A 13251-nucleotide genomic window follows, 5' to 3' on the forward strand; every position below is an offset into this window, starting at 1 on the left:
TCTCCGCCTTGAGCCGCGCCTCTTCACTCCGCATCCGGCCGTAGCTCATCGCCTTGTGCTTGGAGGCGTTGGCCTTGATCTTGGTGCCGTCGATGGCCACATGGCCCAACGTCACCATCCCCGCTGCGGTGGTCATCAGCAGAGTCATGATTGGTTGGGGAAGCAGCGGGTATAGGGCCTATCGCGGCGGAGGTCCGTGGTCGGTTGATCGGGCGGAAATCATCAAGGGCAGGCTCAGAAGAGCCTGCCCTTATGCGTCCAGGGGTTGGGCTGAGAGGCCGGGGCATAGGTCCGCTACCGCTCCATGAAGTCCCTGAGGTAGTCCGTGATCCGATCCAAACCGGCCTCGACGAGCAGCTTCCCTATCTCGGGAGTGGCCTTGGTCGCGTCGCCGAGGGCCCCGTTCTCGGTTTCCTCGTCGAAGAACCGGGGTTCAGCGGCCCATGGCCACTTGTCGATCTTCTCCTGCACCGGCTGGACGATCTTGCCGGGTGTCAGGGCCTCCCGCCTTATCGCCCGCGGATAGAGGTGCAGCATCACGGACACCTCTCCGTCGCAGGAGTGCCCGTTGACCGGGGATTTGACGTGCTCTTTGTAGAGGTCGTCGACCGCGTCGTACGGTACGGTCGCCCAGGCCGCCGGGCAGCTCATCTCGTGCCTAATCTTCTGGGTCACGATGCTGAGGACGGGGCAATTCCCGCCGTGCCCGTTGGCGAAGAAGAAACGCCTGAGCCCGTGGGCATGCAGCGCTCTGACCATGTCCATCAGCACGGCGATGAGCGTCTCGGGCTGAAGGGTGATGGTCCCGGGGAAGTGCATGTGGTGGCCGGAGACGCCCATGGGGACCACGGGGGCAACGAGGGCGTTGGGGTACAACCGCTCGCCCAGCAGCCTCGAGAACTCCCTCGACCCGACCGTGTCCATCTCGAACGTCGCGTGCGGCCCATGTTGCTCGGTCGAACCCACCGGGATGATGGCCAGTTTTATCTGCGGGAGAGCGGCCTTGACTTCGGGCCAGGTCATGTCGTGCAGGTAGAGGCACGGTCTTTGATCGGTCAAGCCGGTCGCTCCCTTCGATTATCCAATTCGCGGATAGTGGGGGTCTTCGACAGCGGCCCCGGAACCGCCTCTCGCTATTCCGCCGGCGGGCTCGACTTCAGCAGATCGCGAACGACGTCCGCCCGGCTCAAGTGCATCACGCTGTGCTCGGCGCAAACCCAGTAGAGGAACCAAGACATCGACTTGCCGGTCCAGAACTTATCCATCCGCTCCATCCCCGGCATGATGGCTCCGGAATCCAGGACGCGCCTCGATTCGGGCAGTCCGTAGGTCTCTTCCCATCGCTCCGTGGCCATGGTCGTCGCCACTTCCCGCGTCCGTAAGCCGACGGCGTCGCGGTATTCCAGGAGGGCGGGAAGAACCACGTCGCGACTGAGCCGACGCATGTCGTCTTTGGACATGCCGGTGCCCACGTCCCGCCGGGGCACGCTCATCCGCTCGGCCCAACCGCCCTCGTCGAGCACCTGCGGGCGCCCGGCGATGATGACGTTGGCGGCGACGTCCTCGATGCGGGCGATGTGCCAGAGGGCCCAGACGATCGAGGTCATCCCCAGCGGCGTGGCACGCAGCTCTTCCTCGGTCGCGTCGCGGAGGACGCTCTCCAGGGCCGACCAGCCGCCCTCGGCCGTCGCCACGCGCTTCGAGTGGACCACGGCGTGCAAACGAAGGAAGAAGTCGACAGCGTTCATGATCGTCAGCCTCCCGGGGGACGGATTGGTGTCACCCACGTGACAAAACGCCCGGCGTTCGCAGGTACCGACCGCCGGGCTTATCCGCTCCTCGGGTAGGGCTCGAACCTACAACCCTCCGGTTAACAGCCGGATGCTCTACCATTGAGCTACCAAGGAATTCACAGAAGCCATTATAGCACGATTCAGCTGGCTATGCAGGCGAGCCGGCCGTCTCTCATCCTGAGCCGTGTGCTGGCCAATCCGGCCAATTCGGTATCGTGCGTAGCGATTATGAGGGTCACCCCCTGGCCGGCGACGAGGTCGAGGAGGAGCTTGACGACCTGCTCGCCCGAGGCTGAGTCGAGGTTCCCGGTGGGTTCGTCGGCCAGAATCAGCCGGGGCTCGGCGATGAGGGCCCTGGCGATGGCCACCCGTTGTTGCTCGCCCCCGGAGAGCTGGCTTGGCAGGTGGTGGGCCCGGCCCTCAAGCCCGACGGCAGCGAGTAGAGATGAAGCCCGTTCCCTCAACGGCCGGCGCTTGGCGTAGGGAGCCAGCGGGACCATCACGTGGTCGAGGGCGGTCAGGGTCGGGATGAGGTGGAACTGCTGAAAGACGAAGCCGATCAGCCGGCGGCGCAATTCGGCCAGGGACTTGGGTTTGAGCCCGGCCACATCGCGGCCATCCAGGGATAGCGAGCCGGCGTCGGGCTTCTCCAGGGTCCCGATGAGGTACAGGAGGGTCGACTTGCCGGACCCGGAGGGCCCCATCAGGCTGACGAAATCCCCCTGCCCGATGTCCAGGTCGACGGCATCGACGGCGAGCACCTGGCCCTCACCACTCGGGTAGGCTTTGCGCAATCCGCGGGCTGAGACAACCGCAGGTTGGACGGCCATCATGGACCACTCCCTTCTGAACGGGGCCGATGAGTCGCGCCGCGGGGCTGGGGCGTACTTGGGTCGGGGGCGTCATTCGTCCCGCAGGGCCGGGCCGGGCGCAAGCCTTGATGCTCGCCAAGCCGCGCCGAGGGCGGCCAGCGGAACGATGATCAGAGGCACGGCGGCCGACGGCCCGCCGGACGCCAGGGCCTTCGACAGGGTCAGGCGGCCCTGGGTCACGGCGAGGGTCGAGGCGGTTCCGAGGAGCAGCCCGCCAAAAGCGCCCATTACTCCAAGGATGATGCCCTCAGCCAAGACCAGCCGAAAGCGGTGAGGGGGGGTCCATCCGGTGGCCGCCAGCAGACCCAGCTGCGCCCGACGTCGGATGACGCCCAGGAGGGCCGAATCGGCCGCGGCGACCGCCGCGACCATCAGGGCGACGACGGCCATAGCCAGGTGATAGGTCTCGACGTGGAGCAGGATGTACCGGCCGAGGAGCGTCCCCCTGAGGTAGCCCCTGGTCGAGGTGAGAAGGGAGACCAACAGGATCAGGAACCCATCGGCCACGGCGGTGACGATGACGTTCACCGTGGTCGTCCCGGGGCGCCCGGCCAGCCCGCTCCAGGCCAAGCCCCAGAGGCCGAGGCTGCCTTTTGCGGCCCGCCCACGGCGACGGGCGGTAACACGGACATCGCCTCTTCTCAGGGCGAGGATAGGGGTCGCCCGACGGGCCACACCAAGGCCGGCCGCAATCCCGAAGAGAGCCACAAGGAGGCTGGCCGGCAGGACCATCGCCGCCTCGAGGAAGGACAAACGCAGGTGTCCGGCCCAGGCGACGCCTTGGGATAGTAGCACTCCCAGCAGCCCAGCCAGCAAGGCCGGTCCGAAGAATTGCATTAGGACGCGCCCTGCGACGCTCCCATCGGTCCACCCCAGGGCCTTCAGCAGCCCGAGTTCGCCCTGCTTCTGAAGGGTTGTCACCATGGCCGTGTTGCCAACGTAGAGGCCGGCCACCGCCAAGACGATCAGGAAGAAGACCAGGTTCTCCCACTGGATCCGCTGCCTGACCTCGACGTTGACCCCGGCCTTCGTCCACCACTCCTCAATGTAGCCAGCCGCGGGCACGCTGCCGAAGCCGGGTAGGAAGACGAGGGTCTTCTCGGCCGAGGCCCCGGCGGTGATGGTCACGTGAAGGCCCGTCCGCCGGACGATCTCAGCAGCCACTCGTTCTAGCTTCTGCTGGGCTTCGGGGGAGTACTGATCGATGCCGGCGACGCGCACGCGGACGGACGAGATGCTTGTGTCTCCGGCGATGAGGCGGGCCGCCTGCATCGTCGTCAGCATCAAGGGTGGCTCCTGGATGTAGCTATATGGGTCGCCGTTGGGGCGCAACGTCCTCGGTTTCGCCAGTGGACGGCCCGCAGCATCGTGGGTCATGGTGAGGAGGGGTGGAACGTAGTTGTCCGCCGGTACGGCCAGGCCTCCGGGACTCTCCGGGCCGAGTTTCTCGATATCGAAAGTCCCGGTGAGCTTAAAGAGGATGTTGGCTTCCGTGGGCTTGTCCGGTGGCTTCCTGAAGACAGGCTCGTGGACGGTGATGTTTATGCCTACCGGCACAGCGGCGAGAACCTTCTGGCCAAGCAGGTCCGGAGCCGGCTGATAGGCTACCGATCCGGGGGGTGCAAACAGGAGAGCCGTGTAACGCCCCGGGCCAAAGGCCGTGTTGAGACCTTGGTAGAACGCCTCCTGGTAGTCGCTGGGGTCTAGGGACAATGAGAGCACCTGGGATCCAGGCAAAGAGTCAAGGTACTTCACCCCGCCCTTTTGCCCGATGATCTCAGCCACCGCCGATGGGTTGGAGTAGTCTGCCCCCTTGAGGTTCAGGCGTTGAACGGTGGAGTCCGTTTCTATCTGGACGTACCCGTGCAGGTTGAGAGCGACGGGTATCTCAAAGGCCTGGCCCTTCTGCGTCACAAAGTACTTGGAGGCATCGACAATTCCCGGGACGAGCCGGAGTCAAGCCAGCCGGTTTGGAACGCGCGCTTTAGCCCCAGCAGGCCGTCCTCCATGTCGGGGTCGATCGCCGCCAGCAAACGCTCAAATGAGGGCCAAACATAATCCCACTTCGAAAAGGGCATTGATCTCGGAGCGAGGCTTCCACCGCTAAGGATTCCGACCTATTGGGACAGGTCGAGGTCCCGTTGCGGATCGCCGAGGCTACGGAACATGAGCGTATAGGAGGTATAGGAGCCCACATTGGACCAGATTGAACCGAGGGTTTCGCCGCTCTGAGTGACCCGGTACAGGCCGGGCTCGCTCACGACTGGGCTGTCTGTCGAGGGTAGGCGCGGCAACGACCCCCACACCCTCCCCAAAACCGCTATCGGCGCGGCAATCTCCACGCCGGGGATGTCCTTGATGGCTTCCCACTGGGTGAAGGTGATCCCGCCGCACCAACCGGTCAGGGCGTTGGGCCTGACCTTCCCCTGAGCCACCGGCATCTGCGCCTCGGTCGGCAGGATCAGGAGGTCATAGCTGGTCCGCCACTGTTGATCCAGGTCGGCCACGGCGGTGGCCGTCAGGCTCCTCGAGCTGGAAAGGAAGAGCCCGAAGGCCACACTGACCAGAAGCAGACCCAGGAACAGAAGCATTTGGCGGCTGTCCACCCGGAGGCGGGGCCATCGGCTCCGAGGCTCCATAACCAGCCCTCCCCGTTCGCGCCACACTCCGCTCCGACCGGCCAGACGCAAAAGGGAGACCGGCCATTCGGCTGTCTCCCCTGGTTCGTTTCAACTACATCACCCGGTCGTCAGACCGGTGCGGACTTGACCATTGCCATTGTCTTCCACAAGGCTGGCCCTTTTCCTTCTGGCCGGGGTGAAACGCCGTCAGCCAACCGTGACCGCCGACGCCCGCCATCCCCTACCCCGGCACCCCGGCCAGGATCCGGATGTCCTCCAGCCGGACCTGCAGCCCCGCCTCTTTCCGCAACATCATGTTGACGAGCCCGGTGTGGTTCAGGTGCATCATGCAGAAGCCGGGCAGGAAGGTGTGCCGGACGCCGAACATGGGCGCCCGTCGCTGCCTTGTCGCCATGCCGACGAAGCCCAGCATGTGGTAACCGCCGACATCCTTGACCGGGCGGCCGCGGGCGAAGGCCGGTCCGACGCACCAGGTCTCGAGGACGCCGGTGACCGGGTCGGCCTCGATGACCTTAAGCACATGCTGGACGGGGCAACCGGCCCCGAAGGGCCGCCCAAGGACGATGTCGCCTCGGGTGATCCCCCACTTCTCGACCAGGTCCCCGCGGAACGGCAGGACGACCTTCCGGGCCGACGGCTCCCCGGGCAGCGGTCCCAGGACAAAGTCCCAGGCGTTGCCGAGGACGTCGGTGGTGTCGGTGGCGCAGACGGTGGAGATGTCGGCCACGGGTGCCTGAGCCTCGTAGAAGGCGCAATCATCGACGGCCCGCTCGCCCGTGGCCAGCAGGCCGCGGAACTCCTCGCAGTTGCGGGCGCCGCAGAGGCCGCAGTCCTTTCCGGGCGGGGTCCAGTGGGCGTCGAGGGCGCGGTCCCTTTCGCGGACCCCGTCGCGATCCTTTTGGTCCTTTTCGCGGCCCTTTTCGACTTCCATCTCATTCGCCCCTGAAGAGGTACTCGGCGGCCGCGCCGTCGAGCCGGCGGACCACGCCGAAGTGGTGTTGCCAGCCGATCTCTTTCTTGCCGACGCAGAGGGTGCAGGTGCCGAGGGGCGGCACGCCTCGCAACAACAGGCCCTTGGGGTCAATGTCCGGCGACTGGGCGATGAGATCGTAGAGCTTTTGGAGGGACGTGCCCTGGAGGGCGTTGGTCTCGAAGATGCGGATGCTCGGGTGAACCTCGCGGATCTTCTGCAGAAAGACTTCCCGCTCGGCTTGGCCGACGAGATCGATCTTGGTGACCACGGCGATGTCGGCCAGGCTGACCATGGACCCCATCTTCAGCGGGCTCTGGATGCCGGAGATGGCCGACAGGATGATGATTCCGAGCCCCTGGTTCAGGTATGGCGTGCAGCGTAGGCAGAGCCCCGCGCTCTCGACCATGAGCAGGTCGGCCTGATTCCTCTGGGCCCATTCGATCGCATCACCCAGGACCATCACCCCGGCGTGGTCTGGACAGAGGTCGCCGGAGTAGATCTTGGAGGTCAGGATGCCGAACTCCGCCGCCAGCTCTTCATCTTCAAAGGCCTTGACCACGTCGATCTTGAGGAAAGCCAGGCGGCGCTGCTTGTGGAAGCGGGCGGTGACCTGCTTCAAGAGGGCCGTCTTGCCGGCCGACGGCGGCCCGGCGACGATCAGCAATTGCACGTCGACACCTTCCTTACTCGGGGATTGAGTTCAATCGGCCGGTGAGAACGGTCGGACCCCGGGGGCCGGGGGTCCGACCTGGCTCGCACCGGACCGGCTGGGTCGCTATTCAGTTCTAGATGACCTCGTTGCAGAGCGATAGGCCGGCGCGCAGTTTCTCGCGGGCGGCAATCAGCCGCCGGTCCAAGGATATCAGCGTCTCGGCGGCCGGTCGCTCGGCGTCGTCACGTTCAAGGATCTTGACCACACCTCCGTTGGCGAAGACGATTCGCTTATGGGTCAGGATGGCGATGACCGGGTCGTGGGTGACGAAGACGATCATCTTGTTGGCCCGACGGACCGTGTCGACGACCTCTTGCTTGAAGATCCCGGCGTTCTCGATCTCGTCGAGGAGGATGACCGGGGCCGCGCAGATGTGAAGGGCGTCGGCGATCATCAGGGACCGGGTCTGCCCGCCGGACAGGGTGGTGATCCGCATCATCGGCCCGATCTTCTCGCCGGTGAACTGGTTGGCCAGGTCGATCGTCTCATCGATGAGGCCATCCAATGGCAATCTGCGGGCCCGAGCGTGGGTCGCCAGGAAGTCCTTGACCGTGAGGTCGGTGAAGCACTTGGTGTTCTGGGTGATCATCGCCACGGGCTTGCGGGCCGGGTCCTGCCGCCAATCCTCGTCGGGGACCCCCCCGTCGATGAGGACCTGACGGCCGGTGGCCGTATCCTTCTGGGCCAGGAGCTCGATGTCGGTGATGAAGGCCGTCTTGCCGCTGCCGGTCGGCCCGACGATGGAGACGATCTCGCCAACTCGCAGGTCCAGACGCGAAAAATTTTCCCGGCGACCATCCTTGGTGGTCCCGGGAAGAATGCTGAGCTCCTGAAGCATTGGAATCACTCCCGTTATGTCATTTTTTAGTTCCAACTTATGAAGCCTTAGTCCCGGGGGTGCGAAAAACGGGACGGATGCCTAGGGATCGGGGCCCGCGGAACCTTCGAGTCGGCAGGGAACGTCGCCTCAACCTCGAACGTCAATATGACTGCAGATGCCTCGCCGGCCAAGGCGGTCGGAACGCGGCGGCAGCCTGGGTTAGTTCTGACGTTTGTTATGTAAAGGCCGATGTGATAAAGTAATTTGGTTGAGGCTCATCTTTTTCTTTGCATTGTTTCGGAGGTGTCAGCGATGTGTGGAATCTACGGCTTTCTTGGTCAGCCAAATAGTGGCCTATTGAACCGAATGGGCAAGGTCCTCGTCCACCGCGGGCCGGACGACGTCGGTTCGCTCGAGCTGCCCTGGATCAGCCTGGGTCATCGCCGGCTGTCCATCATCGACCTGGCCACCGGCCATCAGCCGCTGGCCAACGAGGATGAGACGGTTTGGTTGGTCTATAACGGCGAGGTCTACAATTACCGCGAATTGCGGGCCGAGCTGGTCGAGCGTGGTCATGTCTTCAAGACCAACAGCGACAGCGAGGTCATCGTCCACGCCTATGAAGAATACGGCCCCGACTGCTTCAAGGGCTTCAACGGCATGTGGGCGGTGGTCCTGGCCGACCTCCGCCGGAACCGGCTGATCCTGGCCCGCGACCACTTCGGGATCAAACCCCTGTACTACACCATCGCCGGCGGCCGGCTCCTCTTCGCCTCGGAGATCAAGGCCCTTCTTCAGGATCCCTCGGCGCCATCCCGACCGAACGACCAGATGGTCTACGAGTACCTTGTCCACGGTCTCCACGACCACAAGCCAGAGACCTTCTTCGAGGGCATCTATCACCTGATGCCGGCGACCTACGCCGAGATCGACGGGGCGGCCATGGCCGCTCTGTCGGACGGAGAGGGCCTGGCTGCGCGGGCCGTCACCTATTGGACGCCAGAGCTCAGCGAGGACGGCTCGGCCGACCCCGACGAGTTCCGCCGGCTCTTCGAGAAGACCGTGGAGCGCCGCTTGGTGGCCGAAGTGCCGGTCGGCTCGTGCCTGTCCGGCGGCCTCGACTCGACGTCCATCGTCAGCTTCATGAGCGGCCTTTTGAAGTCCCAGACGCCCGACGCGGCCTCGTTGCGCGGGCAGCTGAAGACGTTCTCCGCCGTCTTCGACAACGATCCCATTGATGAGCGGGACTACATCGCCGAAGCCGTCAAGGCCACCGGCGCCGACACCACCTACATCCGTCCGACCTCGGAGGACTTCGTCGAGGAGCTCCGCGACTTCATCTGGCATCAGGAGGAGCCCCTCATCAGCACCGGGCCTTACGCCCAGTGGTGCGTCATGCGCGAGGCACGGAAGCAGGTCACCGTCCTCCTCGACGGGCAGGGCGGCGACGAACTGCTCGCCGGATACGTCCCCTATCAGTACGTCTACCTGGCTCAGCTTTGGAAGGAAAGGAAGTACGGGAGATTCCTCCGCGAAGTCTGGGCGGCCAGGGATGTCCTCAAGCCGCTCCTCACCCGGCGGCTGCGCGATCGCCGGAAGGGCTTCCCCCTGCGCAGCCTGCTGCGCAAGGAGTTCACCGACCGGGTCGTCGACCCGGGCTACACCCGCTCGCGGAACAACCTGAAGCTCCGTCTGCTCCAGGACCTGACCACCTACAGCCTGCCGTGCCTGCTGCGCTACGAGGACAAGAACTCGATGGCCCACTCGCTCGAGTCCCGCGTGCCTTACCTGGACCAGGAACTCGTCGAGTGGATCCTCCGGCTGCCGTCCGACGTCATCATCCGCGACGGCTGGAGCCGCTGGATCCTGCGCACCGGGCTGAAGGGCGTGCTCCCCGAGAAGATCCGGCGACGCCGCTGGAAGGTCGGGTTCACGACCCCCGAGATCCGTTGGATCAAGGCCCGGCGGGCCGCCTTCACCAGCCTTCTTCGGTCGCCGTCCTTCGCCAACCGACCCTACTGGGACGGCGAAGCGGTGGCCCGCGCCTTCCTGGCCGCCAACCGGGGTAAGATCGACTTCTCCATGTTCTTCTGGCGGGTCATCAACGTCGAGTTGTGGCTGCGCGAATTTATCGACGCCCGGGCGGTCGACGAGCTCATCGCGGCCGAGCCTGGGGCCGGCGCCGCCCGGACCGCGCCCAATCAGGCCGCGCTCGATGAGGCCGCCGAAGCCGTGGCGGCGGTGGCGGCGACGGCCGAGACCAGCCCCACCCGGGGGCGCCTGGCCGACCTCGGCGACCGGCTGGCCGTCAGGCTGACCGGCACCGGCGAGGCCGCCCGGCTGGCCGAGACCTATCGCCCCAACGCCGGCAAGCACCTCTTCGCCGCCGTCGGCGGACGGGTCTACGCCCGCCTGCCGGTCAAGACCGGCATCGTTAAGTCCGGCGACGACCTGGTCGCCTTCTTCAAGGAGTCCGTCGGCCGTCACGTGCAGCCGGGCGACATCGTCGTGATCGCCGAGAAGCCCGTGGCCATCAGCCAGGGCCGGTCCTTCCCGATCGAGGAGATCGAAGTGACCTGGCTGGCCAAGGCCCTCTCCAAGGCGGTCACCAAGACGCCGCACGGCATCGGCCTGGGCATCCCCCAGACCATGCAGTTGGCTTTGAACGAGGCCGGCGCGCCCAGGATCCTTCTGGCCACGGCGGTCTCCGCCGTCGCCAGGGTCTTCGGCCGCCGCGGGATCTTCTACAAGATCGCCGGTCCGACGGTCGAGGCCATCGACGGCCCGACCCCCGGGACCCTGCCACCGTACAATCGCCAGGCCAAGCTCGGACCGAAGGACCCCATGGACGTCGCGGCGAAGCTGGCGGCGGCCATCGGCCCGCAGGTTGGGGTGGCCATCATCGACGCCAGCGACCTCACCGCCGACGTCCTCGGTCACGCGGCCGGGGTCGACCCGAGACTGGTCGAGACCTTGATGCGGGACAACCCGCTCGGCCAGGGCCACCAACAGACGCCCATCGCCATCCTGCGCGAGGTGGGGCGCCTGGCGGCCGTGGCCTGAACTCGGGGCCAAGCCAAGTCTTGAGGTCAGGCGATGATGAGCGACCCGGTGATGCGGGCGGCGGGCTGCGGCGGCAAGTAGAAAGGCACGGATGACTCGACTGTCGAAGGATTGGGCCCGGGCAGGCTATCGCCCGGGCCCTTTCGGTTATTCGCTCATTCCCCGGGCCCTCGCTTTTCACCGCCCCGCGCCGTGACCTTTGGCGTCGTCCGTCGTCTTACTGTATTGTCGAGGTGAACACAGCGCTGTGACTCAAATGACGCCCTCAACCAAGGAATCACGGTCACGAAAGGACCTTCCACGGGTTCGAGCGGTCTTCCAAGACGCCTACCGCCAAGCCTGGCGGGAGCTGTACCGGTACGTCTATCGCCGGGTCCAGAACCGCGAGGAAGCCGAGGACATCACCCAGGAGGCCTATTCTCGGGCCTTCGCCCGGGGGACGGGCGAACCTCCCTCCCGCTGGTACCTTCAGACCGTCGCCCTCAACGTCATCCGAGACCGTTGGCGGAGGCGGAGAACCTGCGGCCAGGAGGTCCCTCTCGAACAAGTCTGGCTCGAACGATTGGGCGGCGCCGGCGGCGACGACCCCGAGGGGGCCGTGGAACGGGCCTGGATGGAGGGTCTCCTGAACCGGCTCCCCAAAGAGCAACAAACCGTCATCCGCCTGAGGATCGTCGAGGGCTATTCCCGCGTCGAGACGGCCGGGCGGCTGGGAATCAGTGAAGACGCGGTCCGCGACCTGCAATACCGGGCCGTCCAGACCCTGCGGAGGCTCATCCGCGAACCCATCGAGGAGGAGACACGTTGAAGGCTTCTGCCGAAGAAGAATTGGATCGCCTGATCGAGGCGATGAATGAAGAGAAATCCCCGCCACTCGGCGGCGACCCGGACCTGGCCGAAATGGCCGCCGTGGTCAGAGCGGTGCGGTCGCTGCGGCCCCAGGCCGAACCGCGCCACGTCCCCGGCCGGCCCGGCCTGCGCCGGTTCCTGACCCGCCTGGGCATCGGCCTTGCCGCCGCCTGCCTCGCCGCCGCCCTGATCGCCGTGCCCTGGCCCGGCTCCCCGCGGGCCGACGTCGTCCAGGCCATGGAACGGGTCGTCTCCAAGCTTACCAGCTACCATGGAGCGCTCGAGATGCGGACGACCAACGCCGGGGGCCAGACGGTCTTCACCCGTCGGGTCGAGCTCTGGTCGGACGGGAGAAAGCAGGCCTTCCGCCTCGACGACGGGACCTTGACGGTCAATAACGGAGACGTGCATTGGCAGGCCCGCCCGGAGGATCGCCTAGTGGTCCTGCTGCCCCTGGTCGGCCCGGGCGCCGACGGCTCCTTCGATCTGAAGGACGAGGCCGGGCGGGCCCTGGAGTACCCGCACAAGTCGGTCGGGGTGGAGACGGTGGCCGGCCGCGAGGCTTCCCACATCGTCATCGAGCCGCCGGGGGGCCAGGCTTACGACCTTTGGATCGATGTTCAGACCAAGCTCCCCCTGCGCCTGCGGACGGCGATGCAGAACGCCATTCAGACCACCTACACCTTCGTCAGCTTCGAAACCGGTGAAATCGCCGATCCATCGGTCTTCGTGTACGACCGGACGGCCCTCGAGAAGCAAGGGTATCAGGTGGTGGACGGCGACCCCGGCCGCGTGGTGGCCACGCCGAGAGAAGCCGCGGCCGTGGCCGGTTTCAACCCGCTGCTCCCGGCCGAGGGCCCGGAGCGGATTGTCGCCTTCAAGGATCGGATCGTCCTCGATTATGGCCAGACGACGATCACCGAAAGCAAGGCCGCCGGGGCCTTCGATCTCGTCGCCAACAGCGCCACCGGCAAGGCCGCGGGCGGGCCGCTCGAGGTGTGGTTCGACCGGTTGCGCTGGCGACAGGATGGTCTGGAGATCGCCGTCAAGGGCCCGCGCCGGGCTGAACTGGCCGCTCAGGTGACGGCCGACCTGGCCCTCCCCGACGTCGGCGCCGACCCGGCCGAGCAGGCCGAGGTCAAGGTGCCGGTCGACCTGATGATGGTTAAGGCGCAGCAGCAGCAGGTGGACGGCGGGCACAGCCCGTGGTGGCTCGACCCGATGCAGGTGGCCGCGGCCTTCGTGGACCAGACCGCGCCGGCGGGTTCCGGCGGGCCCGGGCCGCGGACCTTCCGAGTCAATTCGAACAACGGCCTCGTCGCCGTGGTCGAGGTGGGCGAGGGTTCCGTCGAGCGGGTCTACCTCAAGCGCCTGGTCCGCCAAGATGAGACCGGCATCTGGTCGGTGGTCGGCTACGACAAGCGGTAGAAGAGGCGAGGCCCCCATCCCTGGGGGCCTCGACCTTCTCCCACTGAACCGACTTCTTGACTCGGACTATGCTCTTTCGAGGTCACCTCCAAGTCGACA

11 protein-coding genes and 1 tRNA gene are annotated in these 13251 nt (G+C 65.9%); 3 read left to right on the forward strand and 9 right to left on the reverse strand.

From position 1 onward, the window contains the following. Nucleotides 1-294 precede the first annotated feature (294 nt). From VGL40_11750 to VGL40_11790, 9 genes are all read right to left on the reverse strand, one after another. Nucleotides 295-1059: a creatininase family protein gene (locus VGL40_11750; protein HEY3315936.1), complete on the reverse strand. Its 765-nt coding sequence runs from the start codon at nucleotides 1057-1059 to the stop codon at nucleotides 295-297. Nucleotides 1060-1133: 74 nt separating this feature from the next. Beyond that, nucleotides 1134-1748 (reverse strand): DinB family protein, encoded by a 615-nt coding sequence (locus VGL40_11755; protein ID HEY3315937.1) that lies wholly within the window; start codon nucleotides 1746-1748, stop codon nucleotides 1134-1136. An 87-nt stretch (nucleotides 1749-1835) separates the two neighbouring features. Further along, a tRNA-Asn gene (locus tag VGL40_11760) sits at nucleotides 1836-1907 on the reverse strand. Nucleotides 1908-1933: 26 nt separating this feature from the next. Further along, entirely contained in the window at nucleotides 1934-2623 is a 690-nt protein-coding gene (locus VGL40_11765; GenBank protein HEY3315938.1) for an ABC transporter ATP-binding protein, read from the reverse strand. 72 nt (nucleotides 2624-2695) lie between these two features. Beyond that, nucleotides 2696-4579, reverse strand: coding sequence for an FtsX-like permease family protein (locus VGL40_11770; GenBank protein HEY3315939.1), 1884 nt, complete (start codon nucleotides 4577-4579; stop codon nucleotides 2696-2698). 203 nt (nucleotides 4580-4782) lie between these two features. Then, a complete protein-coding gene (locus VGL40_11775) occupies nucleotides 4783-5256 on the reverse strand; it encodes a hypothetical protein (GenBank protein HEY3315940.1) in 474 nt (157 codons plus the stop codon). A 271-nt stretch (nucleotides 5257-5527) separates the two neighbouring features. Then, nucleotides 5528-6238 carry a (Fe-S)-binding protein gene (locus VGL40_11780; protein ID HEY3315941.1) on the reverse strand — a complete coding sequence of 237 codons (711 nt, stop codon included), beginning with the start codon at nucleotides 6236-6238 and terminating at the stop codon, nucleotides 5528-5530. Nucleotide 6239: 1 nt separating this feature from the next. Next, entirely contained in the window at nucleotides 6240-6950 is a 711-nt protein-coding gene (locus VGL40_11785) for a GTP-binding protein (GenBank protein ID HEY3315942.1), read from the reverse strand. 115 nt (nucleotides 6951-7065) lie between these two features. Next, complete coding sequence (locus VGL40_11790) at nucleotides 7066-7830, reverse strand: ATP-binding cassette domain-containing protein (protein HEY3315943.1); 765 nt, start codon at nucleotides 7828-7830, stop codon at nucleotides 7066-7068. Nucleotides 7831-8124: 294 nt separating this feature from the next. Between VGL40_11790 and asnB the strand changes: the two genes are divergently transcribed. The 3 genes from asnB to VGL40_11805 all read left to right on the forward strand — a co-directional run bounded on the left by asnB (nucleotide 8125) and on the right by VGL40_11805 (nucleotide 13152). Further along, on the forward strand, nucleotides 8125-10875 hold the full coding sequence (gene asnB, locus VGL40_11795; protein ID HEY3315944.1) for an asparagine synthase (glutamine-hydrolyzing): 2751 nt from the start codon (nucleotides 8125-8127) through the stop codon (nucleotides 10873-10875). Between the two features lie 256 nt (nucleotides 10876-11131). Continuing rightward, a complete protein-coding gene (locus VGL40_11800) occupies nucleotides 11132-11683 on the forward strand; it encodes a sigma-70 family RNA polymerase sigma factor (protein HEY3315945.1) in 552 nt (183 codons plus the stop codon). Next, nucleotides 11680-13152, forward strand: a complete 1473-nt coding sequence (locus tag VGL40_11805; protein HEY3315946.1) for a sigma-E factor regulatory protein RseB domain-containing protein — start codon at nucleotides 11680-11682, stop codon at nucleotides 13150-13152. Before VGL40_11800 ends, VGL40_11805 begins: the two co-directional genes overlap by 4 nt. The last annotated feature ends 99 nt before the right edge of the window (nucleotides 13153-13251 follow it).

The sequence above is a fragment of the Bacillota bacterium genome (assembly GCA_036504675.1).
Lineage (GTDB): Bacteria > Bacillota > Sulfobacillia > JAJYWN01 > JAJZPE01 > DASXUT01.

Coding starts and splice junctions, on each gene's coding strand:
- VGL40_11755 (HEY3315937.1), bottom strand. CDS start 1,748: ATGAACGCTGTCGACTTCTTCCTTCGTTTGCACGCCGTGGTCCACTCG.
- VGL40_11765 (HEY3315938.1), bottom strand. CDS start 2,623: ATGGCCGTCCAACCTGCGGTTGTCTCAGCCCGCGGATTGCGCAAAGCC.
- VGL40_11775 (HEY3315940.1), bottom strand. CDS start 5,256: ATGCTTCTGTTCCTGGGTCTGCTTCTGGTCAGTGTGGCCTTCGGGCTC.
- VGL40_11780 (HEY3315941.1), bottom strand. CDS start 6,238: ATGGAAGTCGAAAAGGGCCGCGAAAAGGACCAAAAGGATCGCGACGGG.
- VGL40_11790 (HEY3315943.1), bottom strand. CDS start 7,830: ATGCTTCAGGAGCTCAGCATTCTTCCCGGGACCACCAAGGATGGTCGC.
- asnB (HEY3315944.1), top strand. CDS start 8,125: ATGTGTGGAATCTACGGCTTTCTTGGTCAGCCAAATAGTGGCCTATTG.
- VGL40_11800 (HEY3315945.1), top strand. CDS start 11,132: ATGACGCCCTCAACCAAGGAATCACGGTCACGAAAGGACCTTCCACGG.